Origin of the sequence: Saccharolobus shibatae B12 (assembly GCF_019175345.1) — an archaeon.
Lineage (GTDB): Archaea > Thermoproteota > Thermoprotei_A > Sulfolobales > Sulfolobaceae > Saccharolobus > Saccharolobus shibatae.
The window spans coordinates 779,935-803,491 of record NZ_CP077717.1; the positions used below are offsets into that span (position 1 = coordinate 779,935).

The following is a 23,557-nucleotide window of genomic DNA, read 5'->3' on the forward strand; positions in this document are numbered from 1 at the left end:
AACTAAATAAATAAGTAAAAATAAGCACAAACCTTTACGTACTAGAAATTACATGATAAATTAAATAACATATCTATGACTAGTTTAGCAAAAATATAATTTTATTTTAAAAGCACATGACACTAAAACAAGCATAGTGAATGTGTATACCTACAATTTTTCTTATAGTAGACTAGATTATGTAATTCTAATTTTAATTAACTCAACTTTAACAGAGTTTAAGTTATTAAATCTTCGAAAAATTTCAAATAAAGATTTATAAGCTTGAATACTCTAAAAAAGAATTAGGTGTGAAGTATGGATATTAAGGAGCATGCCGAAGAGGTGTGGTTTATAATTATGTTGATTTTGGTTGCAACATTCTTCAGTTGGAACGTTTACTATATTCTAACTGGAAAGAGCTTTAGTTTACGATACGGTTTACCAGAATTCTCTGGCTTACCTCCACAAGCTCAAGTGGCAGTGAATTATTTTGAAACTCACCCTCCGCCACCTGGGGAGTATTCTGAGGTCATAAATGGCACTCTAGTAGTTAATATTACTGCAGTGCAATACAAGTGGGTTCCCAACATTATAGTAGCTAACGTGAGTGAACCAGTAGTACTGATAGTAAACTCTCCACAAGTGGATACTGGATTCTACTTAAGGCTTCCAAATGGGCTAATTAATATAAATAATGTTCCAGGAATTACAAGCTATGTTTATTTTATAACTCCTAATCAGCCGGGAAATTACACGTGGTATAATGCAGAATATGATGGTTATGCTTCCTCATATATGACTGGAACTCTAGAGGTGGTATAATGAGTATTATAAAACAAATAAAAGATACTATAATGCCTAAAAACACGTTAAACGTAGTTTGGCTTTACACAATAGGTTCCATATTCTGGCTAGGAGTTTTAGGAATTGCAGCCATGAATCTAAGGACTTATTTAACGTTTAATAATAATTCCCCCAACGTGGGAGAACTATACTATAGTGCATTAACTATTCACGGCTGGGCCGGTATGTTTGGATTTGTACCTTTAGCTGCGGTAGCTGTAATCGCGTTTGCAATGTATAAGAGTAACTTATCAATTTTACATACTAAATTAATGTCTATTTTCTTCTGGTTGTCTAACATATTCTTAGCAATTGGGTTTGCTGGATCTCCTGATATGGGTTGGTACATGTATCCTCCACTAGCAATAGAATCAGATAGTAACTTCCATGCCTTTTTGTTTTACACTTCGCCAGCCCTGATGGGTATGGCTTACTTATCCCTAACTTTAGCCTTCATATTACAGACAGCGATGTTCATAACACTGATTGCAGATGCCTACGCTACAAAACCAAGAAATGAAAGATTGAACATCTTTGGAGCTTATGGAGTAGCTTTTGCAATAGTTATTGCAATAACTCTTCCCGCATTAGCAGCATCTACATTATGGTATACGTTATATTTCTTTGCAGGAGTTCCAGTTAACCCATTGTTATGGGCATTACTATTTTGGTTCTATGGGCATCCAGTAGTATATTACGTTCCATTCCCGTTGTTTGGCGCTTTGTACTACTATGTACCAAAATACGCTGGGAGGGCACTCTTCAGTGAGAAGTGGGCTAGATGGAATATATACTTACTATCAATAGGCTCAATGCTTATATGGGTTCACCATCTGCAAACTTGGCCATTACCTATAGATCTGAGAATATGGGTAAACTTATCCACACTGATCTTAGCCTCAGGGTCTGGCCTTACCGTGCTTAACTTAGGGTTAACAATACTTCTTTCTCAAAAATATAACTGGAAAGACCCAGTGGGAATGGGAGCACTGATTGCATTAGTAGGATTCATATTAGCTGGTGTTCAAGCGTTAGTTTTGCCAGAGAATTCAATAAACCCACTATTCCACAATACCTATTACGTAGTAGGGCATTTCCACCTAATGATATGGACGTTAATAGTAATGGGCTTCACTACCGTATTTTTAGATATGTTAAGAAGCACATTTGGTGGATTCAACTTCAGTGAGCAAGCCTCTAAATGGATGAGAATTGGAATGATATGGTGGACAGCACCATTTATGAGTGTAGGTTATACCATGTCAGTTATTGGCTATCTAGGAATGTTAAGGAGAATGATAGCTTATCCAGCAATGTTCCAACCATATAACTTGTTAGAATCATTATTAGCTGAAATAGGAATTCCAGGGTTATTAGTAACGATATTTGTAGGTATTTTCGATGCGTTAGCTTATGCTTCTAAGCAAAATGTTTTTTCCGCTTCTACCCCCTCAACTCCCTCTAATTTACCCGTAATGGCGGAAGATGGGGTGAGCAAAAATGGGTGAGGAAAAGAAGGGAATTATAGATACTATAATTGATAGAGTAGGTGTAACTGAAGCACCATTGTTTAAGACACCAGATTACATGTATAATCTATCTTATTGGCTAGGTGCAATGGTAGCTGCTGCTTTCATTTATACCGTTATTACTGGACTATTCCTCTTAATGTATTACCAACCAGCCTTTGCATATCAATCTACACAAAGTATAATTTCTAGTGTACCATATGGCCCGGTATTGTTATTTAGCCATTTATATGGTGCATACATAATGATAATATTAGCATATATACACATGTTTAGAAACTTCTACAAGGGAGCATACAAAAAGCCGAGAGAATTGCAGTGGATAACCGGAGTGATTCTCCTTTTACTAACATTAGGGGCATCGTTCTTTGGATACAGCTTAGTCAGTGATGTCCTTGGAGTAAACGCGATAGATATTGGAGATCAACTATTGGTTGGTACTGGTATTCCAGGTGCAACAGCTATAGTAGGCTGGCTGTTTGGTCCAGGAGGAAGTGCAGCATTATCTTCGGATCCCTTAGTGAGATCAGAATTGTTTGATAGATTATTAGGGTGGCATATATTGCTAGTATTTCTGCTGGGAGTTTTATTCCTATTTCACTTCATGCTAGCAGAGAGGTATGGAATGACGCCTTCAGCTAAAGATAAACCTAAAGTACCGGCATATTACACTAAGGAAGAACAGCAAAGATTTAATGAGTGGTGGCCTAGGAACTTTGTTTATATGCTATCAGTTGTATTACTAACATGGGGAATAATATTATTTGTTCCCAACTTATTAGCAAATATAAATGGGTTACCAATAGTGATTAATCCCTATCCAGCCCCGCAAGCAGGTTCGCCAGAGTCTACGAGTGTGCAACCCTATCCACCATGGTTCTTCTTATTCCTATACAAATTTGTAGATTTCCTATTACCTAACGGAATGCCAATTACTCCAATATTAGTTTTGGCGGTGCTTATTATAGGTCTTTTAGTACTAATCTTCCTTCCATTCTTAGATCCCAGTGACGACTTACGTGTTACTAGGAGAAAGTTCTGGACATGGATAGTTAGTACTTTAGCTGTATATCTGATAGAGTTATCTGTGTGGGGATACTTGGAACCAGGTGTGCCAGTTCCGTTCTCACAAGAGATAGAATACTTAGGGTTACCGTTAATTATTATAGGAATACTTGTCTACTTATGGCCAGTAAAGCAAAATAATACTCCAATTACCAGAGCTGAAACAAAGGTAATTAAAATGAACATAACTCCAATGGAAATACTCTTAGCTTCCGTATCCGCATTATCCTTGGCAGGGACATTTGTAAACTTCCTAGAATTCCCAACAATTGTAAACGGAATTATTCTAATACCAGTGGGATTATTTACATTGTATATGCTAAGAAGAGTTGCCGCATTTATAGTCGGAAAAAAACCAGTAGCAGCTGTAGGAAGCAGTGTAGCAGCCAGTTGGAGCAAGAAAGCCGCGTTTTATGGAATAGTAATAATTTTCATCGTATCCTTATTCCTATTAGGTCTAATGTGGACCTTACCGAGTATAGGGCCACAATCAACTTATGCTGGAATGGATTTAGGCGTAATTCTAATGCTATGGGGAATAGCAGTGCAACTTTATCATTATGAAATCTATGTAAAATAGGGGTGAATGAGAATGAATAAGCTAGGTATAGCAATTTTGGCTCTAATATTTGGAGCCACCTCATTCATGGCTGGGTTTATGGCGTATAACCTGTTATGGGACTCTGTTAAAATTATAGCAATGTTGGTGAGATAAAAATGAAAAAATATACCATAGCTGGAATTATATCGGGAATAATGGCTATATTTTTTATAATACTCTCCTTACCTCTTAACTTCATTTCGGCACGTAGTATAGGAGTTGATCCCACAAGTATAATAATGGCAACAGTCTACATGCTCTTAGCGAGCATAATATTCATAATACTCTTTAAGGGAATAAACAAGCTATGAAGGTTTATAAGCTTTTTAAAATTATTTTTTTATTTATAACTCAAGTCTAACTAACATATATTAATTACAATCACCGTAAATTAGTAGTTAGTTTCAAATATCTTATGCGTCTATATAAAACATTTTTCATAGAAAGATATAATAGGAAATGACGTCATGAAATCAGATTTGGATTAACTATATATACTAAATAGTTCTATGATTGACTATTAGCCATGAAGTGGAAATACATTGCATCAATTTATGCAATATACATAATTATATCTGTGGTGGTTAAAATTGTAGGAGAAGCTAATTTTCCGGGGAATATATATTTCCTTTATTTGATCAACCATTCCCAACTTCCAGCATTTAATCCTATAATGTTATTCTTCAGTAAATACGGGAGAGAGTATATTTGGATACCAGTGACTGCTATCTTATTCATTATGAGTGGGAAGTTTAGACGAAGTTCACTCTTATTAGTTGGAGGATTTATAATAGCTATAATTTTGGGAGAGGTTTCAAAATATGTAATGGCTCAGCCAAGACCATTTCTAATTCTACATAACGTAAATTTACTAGTTCCAGAACCCACTGATTATTCTTATCCTTCAGGACATGCATTGATAGTGGCTGTAGGTGCAATGATAGTTCTCTTAACTTTACCATATTACATCTCAATACCGCTACTTATAGAAGCAGTGCTAACAAGCTATTCTAGAGTTTATATAGGAGTTCATTGGCCTTTAGATGTATTAACTGGATGGATATTAGGAATAGCAATAGCTTTAACTGCAATAAATCTAGAAAAGTTTATTTCAACAATTTATAATAGACTAGTTAACTCCATTGTCGGTAATGGAAGAAAAACAAATTTAAAACGGCAAAAGTAAAGAAAAAATCTTGTGGAAAAGCTAACAGATTTAGAATTTAGAGCATTGGAAATTTTAAGAGAAGATTCTAGGATAAGTGTTACGGAGCTTGCAAAAAGGCTTAATATTAGTAGGAGTACTGCCACAAGGCTTCTAAGAAATCTTAGTAAAAAGGGTGTAAAATTTACTATTAAATTTCAGAATGAACCACTTATCGCTTTTACAATTTCAGAGTCTTGCCAAAGTGACGAGTGTTATAAGCTGTTGGACGGTAGATTTATCAACATAATAAGAGCTAATACATTAGAAGATTTAGAAAATAAGCTAAAAAATGTTCAGGGAAAAGATCTAGTATTCATAGGTAAGAGTAACTTTGTAGTTAAATGTGATTACTGCGGTAAGGAAATATACGATAACCCCTTAACATATAAAATTGGAAGAAGAACGTATTACGCTTGTTGCAACTCTTGTTTGACTGGGTTAAAGGAAAAGTTTGCACGTAATAATGATTTGCATTTACATTAGTTTTAGAGTCATTTTGACTCTTGTAAATTTTAAGTAGATACGAATTGACAGAAGAAAAAGTTCTTTATAAAAAACCAATAATTAATATTATGATAATCGATCCTGTTTGTGGAATGGAAGTAGATGAAAAAAGCCAATATAAGACAATGTATAAAGGAAAAGTCTACTATTTTTGCTCATCATATTGCCTTAAGGAGTTTCAGAAGAACCCAGAAGAATATCTAAGGGGTGGACCTAAGGGAATGCCTCATGGTCACTGAGAAGAAAGAGGAGTTGAGAATTACAGATAAGGAGGAACAGCTAAAGATAATTGGAATGCATTGCGCCACATGCGTAATGAGTGTATCTAAGTCTTTGAAGTCAGTTAGTGGTGTTAAAGATGCGGAAGTAAATCTAGCAACTGGTAGTGCAAAAGTAATCCTAAGTGGTAACGTTAGATTAAAGGAATTAGTAAAAGCTGTGAGAAAGGCTGGTTATGATGTTGCCACAGAAAAGTTCACTGTAAAACTGAATGTCAACCCAGAGGAAATGCCTAAAATAGAGAGGAAGTTCGAAAACGTTAAGGGAGTAGTCGATGTAAAATCCAATCCTGGTCTAGGAATAGTAAGCGTGGAGTATAACCTTGAATCCACTACTCCGGAGGAAATATTGAAGGAAGCTGGAGTAAAAGGAGAAATAATAAATGAACAACGTAGTGAAAGAAGCGTACTCTATGAAGACTTCTATGACTTATTAAAGAGATTGGTAATAGGCATAACATTTACACCTTTAACTTATCTATTTCCATTCTTTTTAGGTATCTTATTATCGATACCGGTACAATTTTACTCAGGATTGAGATTTCATAAAGGTGCTTATAGAGCCTTAAAGAATAGAACTACTAATATGGATGTGCTTGTCTCCTTAGCGTCAAACATATTGTGGTTCTCTGGTATTTTCCTTCATAGTACATTTTACGCTGATGCTTCATTATTGATAACCTTCATACTCGTTGGTAAAACGTTAGAAGCTTATATTAAAGCAAAGATGAGTTCCGAAATACGTATAGAGCCTTACAAGGCTACTCTGAAAGACGGAAGAGTAGTTAACTCCAATGAACTAAAGGTAGGTGATATAATAATTGTTAGGACTGGGGAGAGAATACCAGCTGATGGAATTATTGAGAGTGGGGAGGGAGAAGTAAACGAGGCAATACTTACTGGAGAACAGAAACCAGTATTAAAGAGAAAAGGAGATAACGTCTTAGCTGGTGGTATCTTAGTAAATGGATACCTAGAAATATACGTAACTAGAAACTGGGATAGGAGCTATATTATACAAGTGATAGAGAGTGTAAGAGGAGCCTATAATGCTAGAGTTTCTATCCAAAATCTGGTGGACAAAGTTTCCTCCGTATTCGTACCCATAGTTATTACTCTTTCAGCACTTACGTTTCTTGTTTGGAAATTTGTACTGGGCTATAACTTGTATTCCTCTCTACTTTTCAGTGTAGCTGTATTAGCTGCAGCGTGCCCTTGCGCATTAGGCTTAGCGTCACCTATGGCGATGTTAGTTAGTGTTCGTAGAGCACTAAAAAGAGGTATTATAATTAGGGATGGTAGTATTTTAGAGGAAATAAGGAATGTTAACGTTGCGGTCTTAGACAAAACTGGTACTGTAACTGAAGGTGAGTATGTGATTATTACTAAGAAGGAGTTCATTAACGGAGCGTTTGATTTGGCCACAATCGCAGAAAGTAGAAGTATACATCCTATTGCTAAAGCTTTTCATAAAATTATGAATGATGGTAAGGTTGAACAATTTGAGGAATTCCCAGGAAGAGGAATATATGCAAGGGTAAACGGAAATGATGTAATTGTAGGAAGCAAGGATTTCGTGAAAAGCAATTGTGATTGGAATGTTGAAGACGAAGGAGATATTTTAATTTGTGTTAATGGGAGAGCTGGAGGGATAGTTAACATAAGGGACAAGCTTAGGGATGACGCTAAAAGAGTGATAAATTATATGAGAGAAAGGGGAATTAGGGTGATAATAGCCACTGGAGATAGTAGTAATTACGCTGATGAAATAGGGAAGGAGTTAGGTGTTGAAGTTCGCAAGGGATTAACTCCAGATGACAAAGCGGAGTTGGTGAAGGAATTGAGGGAAAATGATAATAAAGTGATGTTTATAGGTGATGGGATAAATGATGCAATTGCTATGAGAGAGGCTGACGTAGGTATAGCTGTCTCTAGTGGTACTGATTTGGCTAAGAGTGCTGGTAAAGTCGTGATTAACTCCTTAGATGACGTAATAGGACTATTTGAACAAGCGAAATTGGGAGTTAGGAAAATTAAGGAGAATTTGGCGTGGGCATTTGGCTATAATACAGTAATAATACCTATTGCAGCAGGATCGTTTTACCCAACCATATATTTACCGCCAGAATACGCGGCACTCGCAATGGGATTTAGTAGCGTGATAGTGAGTTTATGGTCTCTAGTACCAATTTAATAAATAGGGAAAAAGAAGTAGAAAAGTATATCTTAAAAATTAGAACATAAAATTTTTGTATATACAAAAATACTATCTTTTATTAGGCGTTAACGACAACTTCTTTCTTATTAGCCTCTTCTTGTTTCTTCTTTCCTTCAACCTTAGACATAATGTAATTTATCGCTCTTTGTAACTCTGCCTTATGCTTAGTCGTAATGTGTTTTTCTAATTTCCCTTCGTCAAGTTTTTCATTGCAGAGAAGGCATGTATACATTCCATCTGTTTTATATACAATAGGACTCACTTTGGCATTTGATTGCTTTATCAACGCTATTAGTTTTTTAGCCTTCCCTTCTCCACCAGCTTTCTCCACGAATCTCATTATGTTTCCTCTGATTGTGTGCTTTGTTATTCCGTATTTATATGCCAGTACACTTGGTCTTTCTCCTTCTACTAGATAGCTATATATAGCATCAACTACATATGCTTTATCAGCTAGCATCTTTATGGCTATATATTTTATACTCTCATTAGTCATACATGATATATTCTCCTAGTAGTTTTTAAACCTTTCTATTATAAGTATCTAATACTTATACCCTATTAATCTTATCAACAATACTAATTTAGTATTAAAGGGACTTAACTTAGAATGAAAAAATCCTTATGTTTTCTGCAAAAAGTTTTTAGCATTATTGTCAATACTTTAACTAATGATTAAAACAATTGACATTTCAAAGACTTTTAAAATAAAGGATAAGGTGATAAAAGCTGTAGATGATGTTTCCTTTGAGATAGAAAGAAATACGACTGGGGCTTTAGTGGGACCGAATGGGGCAGGAAAAACAACCGTGATTAAAATGCTTTCGACTCTCATAATACCTAGTTCTGGAGATGCAATAGTTAATGGTTATAGTATAACTAGGGAGGAAAAGAAAGTTAGAGAATCAATAGGTTTAGTTACAGTGAGTGAAAGGTTATTCTATTATAGATTGACTGCCTTAGAAAACTTAGTATTCTTCGCTAGTTTGCAAAACTTATCCCTATCCGATGCTAGGAGAAGAGCAAGGGAGGTATTGGAAATTGTAGGATTATCCGAATGGGAAAACATACCATACATGAAGTTTAGTACTGGGATGCAGAGAAAATTGGCATTAGCTAGAGCACTAATAACGGATCCGCCAGTGCTACTATTGGATGAACCTACCTTAGGTTTAGATCCACTCTCAGCTAGAATGTTTAGGGATTTAGTTAGAAGAATTGGTAGAGATAAGACTATTCTCCTTACCTCACATTACATGAAGGATATTGAGGAGTTAGCAGAGAAGATAATACTATTAAAGAAAGGCAAAGTAATAGCTGAAGGAAACAAAGAGAATTTAAAGAATTACTTAGGCAAAGTAATAGAAGTAGAAGTAAATGAGTATCCATTAGCATTAGGTAAATACGTGGTGGAAACTTCAACAAATTACTACATTTTGAGGATACCAGAGAAGGAACTTGATGAATTAAAGGATTATAGGGTAATTAAGGAGGAAGAGCCATCATTAGAAGATGTGTATATATTTTTAATAGGAGATGTTGAGGATTCGGCAAGGTTAGAAGCGGTAAGGAGAGGAGGATGGGGAGGAAGATGGGGATAAGCGGAAAACTCTACTCTTTCTTATATTTGAGAGGATTTAAGATATGGATATCGTATAGAACCCAAACAATATTAACGGTATTAGGTTGGGTTCTCCCAGTTTTCACGTATTACTTCACTGGAACTGCATTAGGAAATAGACTAGTGAGTGAAGTAGGAGTAAGTAATTATACAGCATTTTTCACTATAGGTTTAGCTTTCCAAGGATATGTATCTTCCGTAATTTCAACCATAAGTCAAAGGTTACGTAATGAACAGCTTTATGGAACAATAGAGTATTATGTTATCTCAAGAACTGGAACGTTTGGATTTTTGTTGTATTCAGCACTTTGGGGTCTTACTCTAAATACAATTAATGCGATTATAATTTTGGCCATAGGATTTGCGTTAAATATACATTATAACATTAATGTACTCAGTGCAATAGTGATTATAATATTGTTAATATTATCAACCTTAGGTATAGGTATGATAGCTGGGGCCGTAACAATGATAACAAAACAAGGTAATCCCATTTCATTCTTCTTCAACACCTTTACAAATCTTATTGGGGGTACAGTATTTCCAGTCACAGTGCTTCCACTATTTGTTAGGTATATAAGTTACGGAATTCCTTTAACATGGGCATTAGAGGGATTAAGAGAGGCATTTTTAAATGGAACTCCTATAACTGGTGTTGCCCAATTTATTATAATATTAGCCATATTTGACATAGTTCTATTGCCATTAGGCATATTTTCATATAATTACGCATTCAAAAAAGCTAGAGAAAAAGGTACTCTAGCAGAATACTAATATAGACAAATGACTATTGACCACTATGGCAATACCTTAAAAACTATAAGAAAAAAGATTACTCGTGAGTCAAAATGTTATACCGAGAGAGTATAGATTTAGATGAGTTTTTGACCCTAGAGGCTCTAGGTGCTTACTAATCATGTTATTTTTGTTACTATCGATTTCACTATCAACAGCTTTACTAACAACAGTACGAAAGCCGACAACCATTCTATCTTTCTGTAATCTATTACTATATAATACGATTATTGAACAACTGCTCCTTATCCTAGTTAATTCGTTTTTGATGGTACTGCCTACATCATCGTTACTAATTGGTAATATAACAAGGACGTCACTTACATCTTTAGGCAGTATGAGATTAAAGAACTTCGTATAATCAGAAATTATCCTTAAGCTATAACTTTTAAGGTTGAAAATTTCTCTGCTTCTCGCTACAGTCATAATGAAGTCTTCGAGGTTTCCAGTATCGGCAGAATTAGCTAGCATAACTCCTTACCTTTGAATGTAAATATTTACATTTGGCCTTTTAAAGTTTATATGTATATGGCACTTTTTATGCTCTATACAAGAGTTATAGCGTAATACAGTATTTAGGTCTAATTATAGTGGCATTCCTAAAAAGATTTTTAAATCTTTTCACAAACATCATATGCTTCTCTGATCAAATCCTCTGCTAGGCTCTTATCTATTTTAGTTGAATATCTATAATTTTCATGAATTACATGAACTTCCATATCAGTGCTTTTCTCGCCCTCAAGATCAAATGTTAAATATTGGACTGTGGAGAACTCTCTACCTTGTTCCCTTCCTCCTTCTGGCATTCCTTGAATTAGCTTGTTTCCTACCTTTAGAAATATTGAATTATATATTCCTCTCAGATTATCGTAGACCCAATCCAAGTCCTTAAAGTCATAGGAATGAATATAAAGAGACGCCTTTATCTTACCATCGCATGGAAGCAATGTTGAGTAAATTCTTATTTCTTCTAGTATATCCTCCTTCTTTCCCTTCTTATCTAGATATACCATCTCTTGAATCTGTTGAAGCACTGTATCCCTATTTTCAAACAATAACGTCAATCTATCTCCTAACTCTATTCTTCTTTTGTTTTTTATCTCAATAATTCTCCTTATTCTATCCATTCTTACTTTTTCGTATGTCTCCCAAGGTAAGATATCTTGTAAGGTTATTTTAACCATTTTTCATCGCCTCCTTTAACAATTGAATCGGATGTAAGGGTCTTCTGCCGGAAGACTTCTCTATTTGAAGCCCCGCAAGAGGGCATTCAGTTGAAAAAAGATCAGCTTTGCTTTGTTTAAAAGATTCCATCATTTTACTTCCTACCCTTTTAGCAGTATCGTAATTTCTTAATCCCCAGCCCCCATCTATACCGGAACAACCATTATTGGAAATATCAACTTTCGCTCCCATAGACCTCAACAGTCTAACCCCAGGTAAACCTAATTGTAAGAACTTAAGATGGCATGGAGGATGGTAATACACGTTCTTCTCAATCTTACCCTTTAATTCAATCTTACCTTCATTCTTCAATTTAAATAGGTACTCCATTGCATCATAAACCTTAGGTACTTCCTTATCAAGAATCTTCTTATACTCCCTAATCATCAAAGTACAAGTTGGTATCGGCGAAACTACGTCATAACCTTTCTTTACCAAATCCTCTATCATTTTGGTATTATACTCAGCGTTTTTCTTAAGCCTATCAACGTCCCCAGAATCAAGCATTGGAGCCCCACAACAAATAAAATTAGGAATAATTACTTCTATACCCAATTCGTTATATACCTCTATTAAATCCTCACCTATTTCTGGGAAGAAATTCTCAATTAAGCAAGTGGGAAATAGTGCAACCTTTGCTTTAGGATTATCAATAGTTCTCGGCTTAACTCTTTCCCTTAAGCCTTTCTCCGCAACGGGTAGCGTGGGGGCTTCTTTATGAATACCTAATAACTCCTTATTCTTCTCCATAATTACTTTGGCCAGGGGTCTTGCGAACTTCACACCATCTAACATCTCAAATATAAAGTCCCTTACTGTCAGTCCTCTCTTTTTCTTATAATATAGCCACGCCCATTCCATTAGACTTGGGAAGTCCATGTTAAATTCGTGAGGAGGAACATAGGGACAATTAACGTAGCACATCTTACAGTGGAAGCACTTAGAGGCCACGTTAAATAAGTCATCTAAGGTTAAGTTTTTGGGACCTTTTTTATCAGTATAAGTAAACATAAGGGGAAAGGAGTCACAATAATTAAAGCATAACCTACAACCGTGACAAACACTTGCTTGTCTTATAAACTCTGACAATAATTTATCGGAATCAAAAAAAGTAGGATTACTTGGATTTAAAGAATACATTACTTGCCTCCCTTTAGTTGATTAAGTACAGCAGTGAATTTCTCTGCATGGCTCTTTTCTGCTCTTGCCAAGGTTTCAAACCACTCAGCAACTTCATTGAATCCTTCTTCCCTAGCTACCTTAGCATAGCCTGGATACATTTGAGTCCATTCGTAAGTTTCCCCTGCTACCGCTGATTCTATCATTTGCTCTAATGTCCCTATTGGCTTGTCAGTAGCTGGATCACCAATTCCTCCTTGCCTTATGAAATCTAAGTGACCAAATGCGTGGGCAGTTTCACCTTCTGCTATGCTTCTCAATAACCCGGCAATTTCTGGGTATCCTTCCTCATCAGCCCTCTTAGCGAAATATAGATATCTTCTATTTGCCATAGCCTCTCCGCAGAATGCATGTTTTAAGTTCTCAGCAGTTTTAGTTCCTTTTATCTCTTTCATTTTCTCACGCTATAGTACTTTATTACTGCTAGTTTTTAAAAGTTTCTATCATTACTATCTACAAGTGTATTTTAAAAAAGAGTCATTCTAACCTATAGGAGAAAGTAGATTTGGAAAGTGCTAGGAATATTACTCCTATTAATAATAGGATTGTTGGTATATAAATGCGAGGCTCTGGAGCCATAAAGTTAAACACAGAGGTAAGAAGTCCATAATAGAATAGTAATATCGAAAGTATAACTAATACAACGCCGGTTATTATAAAGGTCTTGTTGTAGGTATAATACGTGAATAAATCCTGCCAATCAGCTTTCTCATTATCAACAACTATAGCTAGACCTTTCATAAAGGTTAAAGACTTATCACTACCGAACATTGCAAAGCCATTTATCTTGTTAAAACCTAATTCTTTTGCCTCTTCATTCCCTTTTTTCAAATTAAATTTTATTATATCAACTAATTTTGATGGATAATCAATATTTGAACTTTCTTCAATTTTTCCTTCCTCATTAATTTTTATATGCCCAACATATCCTTTCAGCTTCTTTATATTATCCACTTCTTATCACCTCACCTTTTAGGATAGCCTTTATTAATAAGTCCCAATTGGTTTTCTTGGCATTAGTTATTACTAAGTAATCGTCTATGAATACAACTCCCATGTCATCTAATATCATTGCAAACCCTCTAAATGAGTCTAGAAATTTTAACTCTTTAGCTTCATTTTCTCCAATTCTCATATTCTCCATTATAATGTTACTTAATTTATTAAGATCGATCAAGATATCTTGCCCTTGTATTTTAGTGAGCTTACCCTCACGAAATCTAAAGATGGCAATTATACCCGGTATATTATCTAACATTTTCCTTCACTCATTATCTAAATATGATATTTTACATAAATAAGCTTTTCCTTCAAAATATTAACTTATTACACTAAATCCAAAAGTTATTTATTAATTATATTCCTAAAAACTAATTAAGAAAAAAGTTATTATCTTTTACTCATGATTGCCTTCATAATTTCCTCTGGAGTAGTTGGAGTTTTGGTGAATCTAGCACCAACAGCGTCCTCCAAGGCCCTAATTATCACTGCTGGACCTACTATCAATGCAGCTTCACCAACTCCTTTACTACCAGTCGGATAGTTAGATGGGTGATATTGATCAGCAAATATTGAGGTGAACTTAGGCGCCTCGACAGCTGTAGGAACATAATAATCAGCGTAAGTTACGATTAATTGGCCATTCTCGTTAAGCAAGGCTTGTTCATATAGTGCTTGTCCAACTGCCTGAACACCTCCTCCATGAATTTGTGCCTCTGCTAATGCTGGATTTACAACCTTCCCAATATCGTCGTATGCTCTATACTCTAATACTCTAGCAATTCCAGTATCATCCACTTCCACTGTCGCTATATGGACTCCATATGGGAAAGTTACATCGTTCTCGTATATTATCTTCTCTACCAGTCCCGGATCATGACTTCTATAAGCTATATTAGCAACGTCGTCCCAACTCATCCTCTTACTTGGGTCACTCCTTAACTTGAACTCTCCTTTTTCATATTGGACCTCTTGAACATCGACATTCCAGGTAGATGCAGCGATTCTCTTCATCTTATCTAAAATCTTTTCCGCAACTTTAATCGCTGCAGAGCCGCCTATTGTTACAGATCTTGAACCGTAAGTTCCCATACTAGCTGCAACAGTATCAGTATCTCCCCATATTACCCTAACCCTGCTTATATCTATTTGCAATGCATCAGCGACTATTTGAGCTATTGCAGTTTCCGTTCCTTGTCCATGTGGTGTAGTACCAGTTATTACTAATACATCTCCCCTCTCATCCACTCTAACTTCAGCATATTCCCACGGACCAAAACTACATATCTCCAGATAATATGCTAACCCTACTCCAACCCTATGCCCTTTCTTTCTCTCATCTTCAGCCCACTTCTTAAGTTCGTAATAACCTAGCCTCTTTACGCCTTCTCTTAATAATCCCACATAGTCTCCACTATCGTACCTTAAACCAAATGGATTTGCATATGGTAATTCAGTGACTAGATTCTTTTCCCTAATACTAACATCGTCTAAGCCTAACTCGTCAGCCACTGTACTCATTATCCTTTCAATTATATATGTTGCTTCTGGTCTACTAGCTCCTCTGTACATAGTAATTGGGGGAGTATTAGTGTAAACCGCAACACTTTCAATATCCAGGTTACGTATCTTGTAGGGACCGGGTATCATCATTGGTATTATCAATGGTTGAATTCCAGCGGTTACTGTTATATAAGCTCCTAGATCTAGTAACAATTTACCCTTGATACCTAAAATGGTACCATCTCTTTTAACTGCTACCTCACCAGTGAAAACATTATGCCTAGCTTCACTGGCTAACATTTCCTCACTTCTGGTAGTTGTCCATCTCACTGGCCTTCCTAAAATGACTGATGAAGCTACAACTGCTAGTTCTTCTGGCATTAAATGGACTTTAGCTCCAAAGGCACCTCCAACATCTGGCATGCTAACCTTTATCTTACTTTCGGGTATACCAAGTATTCTGGAAAATTCTGAACGCATGTAGTGGGGTACTTGCGTAGAATACCATACTGACAGTGTACCCGCTTCATATCTAGACACTATTCCCCTAGGTTCCATAGGATTAGGAATTAATCTTTCATTTATGGCCTCAACTCTAACTACCTTATCGGCTTCGTTAAACGCCTTATCTACTTCTCCTGCTTTAAATGGAATCTTATAGGATATATTAGTCTTTAACTCTTCATGGATTATCACTTGATCTTTCTCCGCTTCTTCCATTTTAGTTACTGGTTTTAAGGGTTCATAATCCACTACCACCTTATCTATGGCATCTCTAACACTATACTTATCTTGGCCAAGGACAATTGCAATTGGTTCGCCTACGTATTTAACCTTATTGTCTGGAAACGCCTTCCTCTCACTATACCTAAATGATCTTATATCTATATACGTTGGCCAAGGTCTAATTCCCCCTTTTAATAAGGGGTTGATTTCCTTTGCAGTAAATACTGCAACTATACCATTAACCTTTAATGCGTCACTAACGTCAATTCTCTTAATCATTGCATGAGGATAAGTGCTCCTAACAAAACCGGCATATAGGGCTGGTATCCTTATATCGTCAACGTATGTACTTTTACCAGCCACGAACTTATCATCATATAGTCTTTTTATTGGTTTACCCACGTAGCTCATGTTCTTAACCTCCTTGCAGCATCTAAAACTGCCTTAACAATGTTTTGATATCCAGTACACCTACAAATGTTACCGTGAAGTCCATCCCTAACCTCCTCTTCAGAAGGATTTGGATTTTCTTTTAACAAGAAATACGTCTGCATTATCATTCCCGGCGTGCAGAAACCACACTGAAGGGCGAAATTTTCCTTAAATGCCTCTTGAATTGGATGAAGCTTAGAATCTACTGAGAGACCCTCAATTGTAGTTATTTCCGCACCATCAGCTTGTACTGCAAACAATGTACAAGATTTCACTGATTTGCCGTTTAGTAGAACTGTACATGCGCCACAAGTCGTAGTATCACAACCGATTTTCGTTCCCGTTAAACCTAACTCTTCCCTTAAGAAGTCAACTAGCAACATCCTTGGACTTACGTATCTCTCATACAATACTCCATTTACCTTAACTTTTATTTTAACTTTCTCTCCTTGATTAACCATTAACATTTAACTCGACACCTCCTTTAAGGCTTTTCTAGTTATAACCTTCATAACTTCCCTCCTATACCAAGAACTTCCCCTAGTATCGGAAGGGGGATTTACTTGACTTGAAACCTTACTTACAATTTCCTCTATTAACTCATCATTTAGCCTTTTACCTATTACACTTTTTTCAACTTCTAATGCTCTGAATGGTCTCTCCCCAACTCCACCATAGGCTAATCTAATATCCTCTATCTCATTTTGCTTTAATTCTATGGCTAATGCTAGGGATACAAGTGCAAAATCTCCAGCTCTTCTTACAACCTTTTTGTAAATTGTTCGATATCCTTCCAAGTGTGGTAAAACAATTTCAGATATAATTTCACCTTTTCTTAAATCTGTGGTAAACGCACCTTTGAAGAAATCTAGAGCGTTAATTGATCTATTGCCAGATGCCGAGGATAAAACAAATTCAGCATTTAACGCAGTAAGTACAGTAGGCATATCAGCTGATGGATCAGCGTTTGCAGCGCTACCACCAATAGTACCTAAGTTTCTAACTTGCATATCTCCTACAACCTTAACTGCTTGGTGAAGTAATGGCACGTTTACCCTTACTAGATCGTTCTTTAGTATTTCATTATATCGAGTTAAAGCGCCGATTCTAGTTGAATTATAGGAACTTCTTACATAACTTAATGACGTTATAGGATTTAGGTCAACTATGTAATTGGGCGATATTACACGAAGTTTGAGCATTGGAATTAAACTTTGTCCTCCAGCTAGAGGCCTTGCATCTTCGTGAGACTCTAGGAATTTTGTAGCTTCCTCCGTGCTACTGACCCTAACATATGTAAAATCTGGCGGATACACATATTATATTGCACTCTTAGCTATTTATTTTATCACGTAAAAAATGTTTAGATAGGAATATTAGGTAATAAAATGTTTCTTTATTTCTCTACATTTAAGTCACAAGGAGAGTTCTAATATAAAAACCAATAGTTGAACATTTTACATTAACATAGATAAAAAGATGAAATATATACAATAAGAAATATTTTTCCGAAGAAATATTTCACTTTATTTTGAACTGTCTTAATACATTGTTTCTATGAATGTACTTTGTAATAGTTGGTGGGACTATAACAGTACCATTTCCCTTGCCTATAACCTTACCTATAATGTGAGGCTCTAGCGACTTTCTCTTCAACTCATCGAAAATTTCATCAATAACCTTCTTATGAGCAAAAATAACTATAGCCCCATTTGTCCCTGCAGTAGAATTTGGTATGATAAAATTCTCTGTTGCGAATTCATGTATATCTGGGTCTATTACTGGGATATCGAACAGCTCTACATCTACTTGTGCCTTTTCAGCAAATTCCTTTATCACAAATAACCCCGGACCAGTAACATCAGTGGTCATAGCTATATGAGAGTTTTCGTCAAATGTCCCTCCAAATGGTGGTAGATGATCATATATTATCTTAGCTATCTCAGTATTAGGTTTTCTCATGTAAGTTAGAGCTTTTTTCTTAGCTTCTTCCACTCTCTGTATGGTAATTCCCCTAGCTTCCATATCCTCTATTAACTCTGGTACAGTCAACATCCACATAAAGACGTTTATTGGCGTTAATTCACCAACTGGTCTAGTCACTAAGATTTCCATATTCTCATTAACCCTATTGTAGTATGTCGGTAATTCGTGATCGGACTTACCTATTACAGTAGCTCCTATCATCAACGTCTTGGAATTGGGTTGAATATCACTCAATAATTCAATTGAATACTCTCTAGAGTAATTTTCAGCATTTCTTAGCAATTGTTGCTTTAGATCATCAGTTGGAGCATCAACAACGGGGATCATTCTTAAATCTTGAAAAACGCCCTTAGTGAAAAGATCATTTAGAGAATTGGAAATGGCAACATCAACTTGCATCTGAGATCCTGGATCATCCAAGGGATCTACTATTTGAATCGTATCGTTATTTGCAACAGTGTAAGATTTCTCCTTTGCTCCATCAAGTCTGAACAGATCCAATACTGCCACTTCACCCTTGGGATTTGAGGTAACTATTGAATGTCCTTTACCTATTGTGAGCTTTCTGCTAGTTTTTATCGAAGTGTAAACTTTCAGTAGAAACTCAGCGAATTTATCTGGATTCCCTGAAGTCTCCTGATTGACCTGAATAAGGCTAACAGCCCTATCCGCATCAAATTCCCCACCGTTTATTACTCTCTTTATATAAATTTTCTCTCTGCTTATGAAAATATCAGCATCTTCTCTAGGTAGTATTTCTATATTTCTTCTAACCAGCTCATCTCTTATCTTATGTATGGCTGGGTAAACTGTATCTATTAGATCTACTTTTACTGCACAACCGGTTGCAAGGGATAATGGATTCAGTCCCATTTTTTTGTACTTATCTAAATTAACTCTAAATTTATCAATTAGCTTATCAATAGCCATCAAGTTAGCATATTCTCCTAAGAAAATAAAAAGTTAGCTATCATAATGTTTATGCATTTTTTGTAAATTTCATTTTAAATAAAAGTAGTTTTGAAAATCAAAAATTCCAACAAATTTAAATTCTCAATAAAAGGTTTAGATTATGATGTTAATAACCGAGAGAAGGTCCCCTTTTTATCCTAACATACAAAACGTACCGCCATCGGTAATTAGAAAACTTGTCAAGAATAAGGAAATTCAACTAATTGATATTAGACAACCGTGGGAATACGAAGATCACCATATACCGGGATCAATATTATTACCTTTGGATTACTTTGAAGACTTATTTCAGTTAATGTTAAACAAAAGTAGTATAGGGATTATATGTGAACACGCCAATAGGTCTACATGGCTAGTTTATACTAAACCTTCTCTATTTAAAGAAGTAAAAGTTTACAATATGTTAGGTGGAATAGAATTGTGGATGATGATGGGCTATGAAGTTGAAAAAGGAATGGATGATAATGGCACATTATGGTATAAATTACTAACTAAAAATTTAAGATGAAGCTACTTTTTGCATATAGCGAAAGTCTTAAGAAATATGAATAAAAACATAAAATGATGGAAAGACTTCCGCCCTCAGCAAAACTTGTATTAAAGGTTATCTTGGAAAAGAAGGTAATTAGATTTAAAGAATTGCAGGAGCAAACTAAATTACCTACACGTACGTTAAGATATGCTCTAAGAGTACTTAGGGAAAAAGGACTAATAAAAACACTACCTTGTTTAGATGACGCAAGAGAAAGAATGTACTCAGTATATGAGGTAGACGAGTGCTATAAACTGTTTAACGATTAAAACTCTTCCATTTCTTCTGCATACATTTCTTCTTCTAATTCTTCCTTCATGTTTTTCTTTATCTCCTCTAAATGTTCTAATACTTCCTTGAGATTTCCATACTTTGTAGGAATATATCTTAGTCTACCGTATGACATCATATAAGACCCTGGGCATAAGAATTTAGGACCTACCACTATTGCATCTACATTTAGATCTAAAATTACTGACATGGTAGCTTCTTTGCTACCAACTCCAGGATTCTCATATTGTTCAACTTCCCTTTTCTCCTCATCTATTATTCCTATAATCTCCGCTTCATCGAGAGGTTTTAATTCTTGTGACTTATCATATGTTAAAGCTATTCTCATAAGCCTCTATTTCAAAGCATTTCTTAAATATTTTGTGATCAATAGAGTTAGAAAAATTAGGAAAAAAACCTACTTAGTACTAAATTCCTTTCCTATAGCTCTAATTACAGTAAAGATAACTCCTAAGCCTCTCTGAATTTCTGGGTCGGATAATAGCCTTACAATACCTCCCAATGAAATTTGAGGTGGTGACTCTAAAGTCTTCTTTACCTCTTCAGAAGCGATAGCCCTCATCATCCTGTACGGTACATTGCTAAGGGTTATCTCAAAGAAATCCATAGCCTTCGGGTAGACCTCTAAGAACTGAGATACATAACTAGATAGATGAGTGATAGCCTCATCATTCAACATATCTCGTAAAGTCTTTGCTACATAGGCTATATCAAATGCAACATCTAATGCACCATTTCTGTCCAATTCCTCTACTTTATTTAAAACGTTTTCTATGAGTCTCATTTTCTTCACAGTCGACTTTATGGATTTTAAAGTATCGTCGTCAATTTCCCTCATTATTTCTAAAGAATTGGAAATGTACCTTCCTAGATTTTGTATGGCCTCATCATTCAACATATCACGAAAGGTCTTAACAACATAAGCAGAATTCATTAAAACGTCTAAAGTACCATCATTTTTCATATCTTCCAATCTCGCTAAGAGATCGTTAATGACACTAGATTTATCCAATAGCACCTTTACTGGCTCAGCCTTTTGAGTTATAAGTTTCATAACCTCTAATGAAGAAGAAACTGTAGAGGCCAGGTTCTGGATAGCCTCATCATTTAACATGTCACGAAGCGTTCTTACTGTGTACGCCATGTTAATTAAAACGTCTAGAGTACCATCCTCTTTCAACATCTTCAGTTTATTGACGAAGTCTGCTAGCACGTCTGAGTTGTCCATAATTGCCATTGTGTTTTCAAAGGTTTTTGGCTTAGAGATAGCCTTACCAAACTCTAAAAGTGAGGAAACTATATTCCCTAAACTTTGTATGGCCTCATCATTCAACATATCACGAAAGGTCTTAACAACATAAGCAGAATTCACTATGGCGTCCAACGCACCCGATTCCTTAAGCTCGTTAACCTTTTTCAAAGCCTCATTAAGAGCTGGGGTTAAGTCTATGAGCTCTGCAAGTTCGTCTATCTTCTTGTCATCAATTTTCGAAGCTAACTTCTCAAGGTTAATAGTCTGCATTTTCACCACACCGAAATTATTTGTCCGCCTTCAACATCCATACTAAATGTGGTTATGCCCGCTATTTCATCAACTACGTCATTATAGTCATCTTTGGTGTATCCAAATAATTTACTAGCATAAGAGCAGGCGTATATTTTAACCTTGCCGCTCTTCTTAGCTTTTCTAAATAAACTTATATAATCTTCTTCCTTTTTCTCAACCATAGTCTTAGAAGATATGTCTTCACTCTTTACTTCTGGATTTTTAGTAAACCCCTTAACTGCATCCATTGTCAAAAAGACGTAAACTTCATCACCCATAGATGATACTATAACTGCACTCATTGCGGCATATGTTAATCTTGAACGTTCATTTGAGCCCACTATGATACCAGTCTTCATCTTAAACCACAGCTTTAGCTGTAACAGTCCAGTACATCTTATTGTACATTATCTTTCCCCACCAATGTACATATGAAGGTGGTGGTGGACTCTCGTTCATAGTATAGCTGAATCTTATGTAAGTAGCTTGATCAGTGCCAGTAGCTATATAGCATAGAACATCTCCTCCATAGTGCTTAACTCCAAGATTGCCCTTTATGTCGTTTGCAATATTGTGAGCAACAACATAAGATTCGAAATCTGCAGTTGAACCTGCCTTAGAAACTGGCAAATCAGTAGCATCACCCATTACATAAACGTTAGAGTGATCCTTCATTCTAAGTGTAAATTTGTCTGTTGGAACCCATCTCCTTCTATCACCTATTCCAGAGTCCTCAATAACCTTAGCACCCATATTGGGCGGTATGCCAATCAGCATATCGAACTTTAGCTTCTCACCTTCTTGGGATTCTATAACTTTGTTATTAGGATCAACACTGGTTACCGTAAATGGAGAGTGAACCTCTATTCCTCTTTGTTCAAATAATCTCAGCATAAACTTGTTTGTTATCGGCCTACCAAATACTCCTTGAACGGGATATGTGTAAATTATTTTAGTTTTATCCCTAATCCCTCTCTTTCTTAAATAATCGTCCAAAATTAATGTAACTTCTAATGGAGCTACTGGGCATCTATGAGGTAGTTTTGCCGTGTTAACAACAATTGTGCCTCCATCAAATTTCTCCAGTGCTTCCCTCATTTTAATAGCAGCATCATACTCGTATACCGTATGTGCAGCAGATCTATAGCCTGGAATCTCGTCCCATGTATAATCCACACCCGTAGTTATTACCAAGTAGTCATAGTTATGTGACACTCCATCCGCGGTTTGAACTGAGTGATTAGCAACATCTATCTTACTAATCGTACCCTTCTCTCCATGTAGGAATTTGATTCTAGGATCCAGTAATTCGCTCTCTTTTCTAACTAATTCACCTGGAGTTTCGAGACCAAAACCAACTAATAGTTGTCCTGGCAAATAGATGTGCTCATCTGATTTATTTAACGCTACTATTTCAACGTCTCCTCTATTTACCTCGTGTTCTAGCTTTTGAACTAATCTGTTTGCTACTATCGTCCCTGCAACATTTCCCCCTGCTATTATAATCCTTTTAGCCATTTACCT

Annotated in this window: 28 protein-coding genes; 13 read left to right on the plus strand and 15 right to left on the minus strand. The window is 35.8% G+C overall.

Annotated features, from left to right (window positions below; all coding sequences use genetic code 11):
- The first annotated feature begins 297 nt into the window (after positions 1-297).
- The 9 genes from soxA to J5U23_RS04385 all read left to right on the plus strand — a co-directional run bounded on the left by soxA (position 298) and on the right by J5U23_RS04385 (position 8,203).
- On the plus strand, positions 298-804 hold the full coding sequence (soxA, locus tag J5U23_RS04350) for a proton pump complex quinol oxidase subunit SoxA (protein WP_218259603.1): 507 nt from the start codon (positions 298-300) through the stop codon (positions 802-804).
- Positions 804-2,333 (plus strand): proton pump complex quinol oxidase subunit SoxB, encoded by a 1,530-nt coding sequence (gene soxB / locus J5U23_RS04355; protein WP_218261270.1) that lies wholly within the window; start codon positions 804-806, stop codon positions 2,331-2,333. Before soxA ends, soxB begins: the two co-directional genes overlap by 1 nt.
- Positions 2,326-3,999, plus strand: coding sequence for a proton pump complex cytochrome B SoxC (gene soxC / locus J5U23_RS04360; protein WP_218267083.1), 1,674 nt, complete (start codon positions 2,326-2,328; stop codon positions 3,997-3,999). The genes soxB and soxC overlap by 8 nt, the downstream gene beginning before the upstream one ends.
- 12 nt (positions 4,000-4,011) lie before the next feature.
- Positions 4,012-4,134 carry a hypothetical protein gene (locus tag J5U23_RS15970; protein WP_280638396.1) on the plus strand — a complete coding sequence of 41 codons (123 nt, stop codon included), beginning with the start codon at positions 4,012-4,014 and terminating at the stop codon, positions 4,132-4,134.
- Positions 4,135-4,136: 2 nt separating this feature from the next.
- Positions 4,137-4,331 (plus strand): hypothetical protein, encoded by a 195-nt coding sequence (locus tag J5U23_RS04365; protein ID WP_012719263.1) that lies wholly within the window; start codon positions 4,137-4,139, stop codon positions 4,329-4,331.
- 215 nt (positions 4,332-4,546) lie between these two features.
- Positions 4,547-5,206: an undecaprenyl-diphosphatase SepP gene (gene sepP, locus J5U23_RS04370; RefSeq protein ID WP_218267084.1), complete on the plus strand. Its 660-nt coding sequence runs from the start codon at positions 4,547-4,549 to the stop codon at positions 5,204-5,206.
- A 12-nt stretch (positions 5,207-5,218) separates the two neighbouring features.
- Complete coding sequence (locus tag J5U23_RS04375) at positions 5,219-5,710, plus strand: TRASH domain-containing protein (RefSeq protein WP_218267085.1); 492 nt, start codon at positions 5,219-5,221, stop codon at positions 5,708-5,710.
- A gap of 89 nt (positions 5,711-5,799) precedes the next feature.
- Positions 5,800-5,970 (plus strand): YHS domain-containing protein, encoded by a 171-nt coding sequence (locus tag J5U23_RS04380; protein ID WP_218267086.1) that lies wholly within the window; start codon positions 5,800-5,802, stop codon positions 5,968-5,970.
- Complete coding sequence (locus tag J5U23_RS04385; protein ID WP_218267087.1) at positions 5,960-8,203, plus strand: heavy metal translocating P-type ATPase; 2,244 nt, start codon at positions 5,960-5,962, stop codon at positions 8,201-8,203. Before J5U23_RS04380 ends, J5U23_RS04385 begins: the two co-directional genes overlap by 11 nt.
- A gap of 82 nt (positions 8,204-8,285) precedes the next feature.
- Here J5U23_RS04385 and J5U23_RS04390 read toward each other — a convergent pair whose 3' ends face one another.
- On the minus strand, positions 8,286-8,723 hold the full coding sequence (locus J5U23_RS04390) for a hypothetical protein (RefSeq protein ID WP_218259610.1): 438 nt from the start codon (positions 8,721-8,723) through the stop codon (positions 8,286-8,288).
- Positions 8,724-8,898: 175 nt separating this feature from the next.
- On the opposite strand from J5U23_RS04390, the gene J5U23_RS04395 reads away from it, so the two are divergent.
- Complete coding sequence (locus tag J5U23_RS04395; RefSeq protein WP_218259611.1) at positions 8,899-9,828, plus strand: ABC transporter ATP-binding protein; 930 nt, start codon at positions 8,899-8,901, stop codon at positions 9,826-9,828.
- Positions 9,819-10,622 carry an ABC transporter permease gene (locus tag J5U23_RS04400; protein ID WP_218267497.1) on the plus strand — a complete coding sequence of 268 codons (804 nt, stop codon included), beginning with the start codon at positions 9,819-9,821 and terminating at the stop codon, positions 10,620-10,622. The genes J5U23_RS04395 and J5U23_RS04400 overlap by 10 nt, the downstream gene beginning before the upstream one ends.
- Positions 10,623-10,691: 69 nt before the next feature.
- Here J5U23_RS04400 and J5U23_RS04405 read toward each other — a convergent pair whose 3' ends face one another.
- The 10 genes from J5U23_RS04405 to J5U23_RS04450 all read right to left on the minus strand — a co-directional run bounded on the left by J5U23_RS04405 (position 10,692) and on the right by J5U23_RS04450 (position 19,622).
- Positions 10,692-11,114, minus strand: a complete 423-nt coding sequence (locus J5U23_RS04405) for a DUF4898 domain-containing protein (RefSeq protein WP_218267088.1) — start codon at positions 11,112-11,114, stop codon at positions 10,692-10,694.
- 140 nt (positions 11,115-11,254) lie between these two features.
- The gene (locus tag J5U23_RS04410; RefSeq protein ID WP_218261273.1) at positions 11,255-11,827 is read right to left on the minus strand and encodes a DUF3501 family protein; all 573 of its coding nucleotides are present in this window, start codon (positions 11,825-11,827) and stop codon (positions 11,255-11,257) included.
- A complete protein-coding gene (locus tag J5U23_RS04415; protein WP_218267089.1) occupies positions 11,820-13,007 on the minus strand; it encodes a heterodisulfide reductase-related iron-sulfur binding cluster in 1,188 nt (395 codons plus the stop codon). Before J5U23_RS04415 ends, J5U23_RS04410 begins: the two co-directional genes overlap by 8 nt.
- Entirely contained in the window at positions 13,007-13,441 is a 435-nt protein-coding gene (locus tag J5U23_RS04420; protein ID WP_218259615.1) for a rubrerythrin family protein, read from the minus strand. The genes J5U23_RS04415 and J5U23_RS04420 overlap by 1 nt, the downstream gene beginning before the upstream one ends.
- Positions 13,442-13,523: 82 nt before the next feature.
- Complete coding sequence (locus tag J5U23_RS04425) at positions 13,524-14,000, minus strand: hypothetical protein (protein WP_218259616.1); 477 nt, start codon at positions 13,998-14,000, stop codon at positions 13,524-13,526.
- Positions 13,993-14,304, minus strand: a complete 312-nt coding sequence (locus J5U23_RS04430; protein WP_218267090.1) for a DUF2173 family protein — start codon at positions 14,302-14,304, stop codon at positions 13,993-13,995. The genes J5U23_RS04425 and J5U23_RS04430 overlap by 8 nt, the downstream gene beginning before the upstream one ends.
- A 131-nt stretch (positions 14,305-14,435) precedes the next feature.
- Positions 14,436-16,685 carry a glyceraldehyde dehydrogenase subunit alpha gene (cutA, locus tag J5U23_RS04435; protein WP_218267091.1) on the minus strand — a complete coding sequence of 750 codons (2,250 nt, stop codon included), beginning with the start codon at positions 16,683-16,685 and terminating at the stop codon, positions 14,436-14,438.
- Entirely contained in the window at positions 16,682-17,173 is a 492-nt protein-coding gene (gene cutC, locus J5U23_RS04440; RefSeq protein WP_218267092.1) for a glyceraldehyde dehydrogenase subunit gamma, read from the minus strand. The genes cutA and cutC overlap by 4 nt, the downstream gene beginning before the upstream one ends.
- Positions 17,174-18,022: a glyceraldehyde dehydrogenase subunit beta gene (cutB, locus tag J5U23_RS04445; protein ID WP_218267093.1), complete on the minus strand. Its 849-nt coding sequence runs from the start codon at positions 18,020-18,022 to the stop codon at positions 17,174-17,176.
- A gap of 205 nt (positions 18,023-18,227) precedes the next feature.
- Entirely contained in the window at positions 18,228-19,622 is a 1,395-nt protein-coding gene (locus J5U23_RS04450; protein WP_218267094.1) for a SelD-related putative sulfur metabolism protein, read from the minus strand.
- Between the two features lie 142 nt (positions 19,623-19,764).
- On the opposite strand from J5U23_RS04450, the gene J5U23_RS04455 reads away from it, so the two are divergent.
- Together J5U23_RS04455 and J5U23_RS04460 are read left to right on the plus strand one after the other, a co-directional pair.
- A complete protein-coding gene (locus tag J5U23_RS04455; RefSeq protein ID WP_218267095.1) occupies positions 19,765-20,172 on the plus strand; it encodes a rhodanese-like domain-containing protein in 408 nt (135 codons plus the stop codon).
- Positions 20,173-20,228: 56 nt separating this feature from the next.
- Complete coding sequence (locus J5U23_RS04460) at positions 20,229-20,465, plus strand: winged helix-turn-helix transcriptional regulator (RefSeq protein WP_016730361.1); 237 nt, start codon at positions 20,229-20,231, stop codon at positions 20,463-20,465.
- Here J5U23_RS04460 and J5U23_RS04465 read toward each other — a convergent pair.
- The 4 genes from J5U23_RS04465 to J5U23_RS04480 all read right to left on the minus strand — a co-directional run bounded on the left by J5U23_RS04465 (position 20,462) and on the right by J5U23_RS04480 (position 23,551).
- Complete coding sequence (locus tag J5U23_RS04465; RefSeq protein ID WP_012712591.1) at positions 20,462-20,815, minus strand: hypothetical protein; 354 nt, start codon at positions 20,813-20,815, stop codon at positions 20,462-20,464. The two genes, J5U23_RS04460 and J5U23_RS04465, sit on opposite strands and share 4 nt — an antisense overlap.
- Positions 20,816-20,884: 69 nt before the next feature.
- Positions 20,885-22,009: a DUF1641 domain-containing protein gene (locus J5U23_RS04470; RefSeq protein WP_218261279.1), complete on the minus strand. Its 1,125-nt coding sequence runs from the start codon at positions 22,007-22,009 to the stop codon at positions 20,885-20,887.
- 2 nt (positions 22,010-22,011) lie between these two features.
- On the minus strand, positions 22,012-22,392 hold the full coding sequence (locus tag J5U23_RS04475; protein ID WP_218259624.1) for a DsrE family protein: 381 nt from the start codon (positions 22,390-22,392) through the stop codon (positions 22,012-22,014).
- Between the two features lies 1 nt (position 22,393).
- A complete protein-coding gene (locus tag J5U23_RS04480) occupies positions 22,394-23,551 on the minus strand; it encodes an NAD(P)/FAD-dependent oxidoreductase (protein ID WP_218259625.1) in 1,158 nt (385 codons plus the stop codon).
- Positions 23,552-23,557: the final 6 nt, after the last annotated feature.

Bases quoted from the DNA above. Each gene is read 5' to 3' on its own strand.
- soxC (WP_218267083.1), top strand. From the start codon at position 2,326: ATGGGTGAGGAAAAGAAGGGAATTATAGATACTATAATTGATAGAGTA.
- J5U23_RS04470 (WP_218261279.1), bottom strand. From the start codon at position 22,009: ATGCAGACTATTAACCTTGAGAAGTTAGCTTCGAAAATTGATGACAAG.
- J5U23_RS04395 (WP_218259611.1), top strand. From the start codon at position 8,899: ATGATTAAAACAATTGACATTTCAAAGACTTTTAAAATAAAGGATAAG.
- cutA (WP_218267091.1), bottom strand. From the start codon at position 16,685: ATGAGCTACGTGGGTAAACCAATAAAAAGACTATATGATGATAAGTTC.
- J5U23_RS15970 (WP_280638396.1), top strand. From the start codon at position 4,012: ATGAATAAGCTAGGTATAGCAATTTTGGCTCTAATATTTGGAGCCACC.
- J5U23_RS04480 (WP_218259625.1), bottom strand. From the start codon at position 23,551: ATGGCTAAAAGGATTATAATAGCAGGGGGAAATGTTGCAGGGACGATA.
- J5U23_RS04465 (WP_012712591.1), bottom strand. From the start codon at position 20,815: ATGAGAATAGCTTTAACATATGATAAGTCACAAGAATTAAAACCTCTC.
- J5U23_RS04450 (WP_218267094.1), bottom strand. From the start codon at position 19,622: ATGGCTATTGATAAGCTAATTGATAAATTTAGAGTTAATTTAGATAAG.
- J5U23_RS04420 (WP_218259615.1), bottom strand. From the start codon at position 13,441: ATGAAAGAGATAAAAGGAACTAAAACTGCTGAGAACTTAAAACATGCA.
- cutC (WP_218267092.1), bottom strand. From the start codon at position 17,173: ATGTTAATGGTTAATCAAGGAGAGAAAGTTAAAATAAAAGTTAAGGTA.
- soxB (WP_218261270.1), top strand. From the start codon at position 804: ATGAGTATTATAAAACAAATAAAAGATACTATAATGCCTAAAAACACG.
- J5U23_RS04405 (WP_218267088.1), bottom strand. From the start codon at position 11,114: ATGCTAGCTAATTCTGCCGATACTGGAAACCTCGAAGACTTCATTATG.
- J5U23_RS04365 (WP_012719263.1), top strand. From the start codon at position 4,137: ATGAAAAAATATACCATAGCTGGAATTATATCGGGAATAATGGCTATA.
- J5U23_RS04460 (WP_016730361.1), top strand. From the start codon at position 20,229: ATGGAAAGACTTCCGCCCTCAGCAAAACTTGTATTAAAGGTTATCTTG.
- J5U23_RS04400 (WP_218267497.1), top strand. From the start codon at position 9,819: ATGGGGATAAGCGGAAAACTCTACTCTTTCTTATATTTGAGAGGATTT.
- sepP (WP_218267084.1), top strand. From the start codon at position 4,547: ATGAAGTGGAAATACATTGCATCAATTTATGCAATATACATAATTATA.
- J5U23_RS04455 (WP_218267095.1), top strand. From the start codon at position 19,765: ATGATGTTAATAACCGAGAGAAGGTCCCCTTTTTATCCTAACATACAA.
- J5U23_RS04410 (WP_218261273.1), bottom strand. From the start codon at position 11,827: ATGGTTAAAATAACCTTACAAGATATCTTACCTTGGGAGACATACGAA.
- J5U23_RS04415 (WP_218267089.1), bottom strand. From the start codon at position 13,007: ATGTATTCTTTAAATCCAAGTAATCCTACTTTTTTTGATTCCGATAAA.
- J5U23_RS04390 (WP_218259610.1), bottom strand. From the start codon at position 8,723: ATGACTAATGAGAGTATAAAATATATAGCCATAAAGATGCTAGCTGAT.
- J5U23_RS04380 (WP_218267086.1), top strand. From the start codon at position 5,800: ATGATAATCGATCCTGTTTGTGGAATGGAAGTAGATGAAAAAAGCCAA.
- J5U23_RS04430 (WP_218267090.1), bottom strand. From the start codon at position 14,304: ATGTTAGATAATATACCGGGTATAATTGCCATCTTTAGATTTCGTGAG.
- soxA (WP_218259603.1), top strand. From the start codon at position 298: ATGGATATTAAGGAGCATGCCGAAGAGGTGTGGTTTATAATTATGTTG.
- J5U23_RS04385 (WP_218267087.1), top strand. From the start codon at position 5,960: ATGGTCACTGAGAAGAAAGAGGAGTTGAGAATTACAGATAAGGAGGAA.
- J5U23_RS04475 (WP_218259624.1), bottom strand. From the start codon at position 22,392: ATGAAGACTGGTATCATAGTGGGCTCAAATGAACGTTCAAGATTAACA.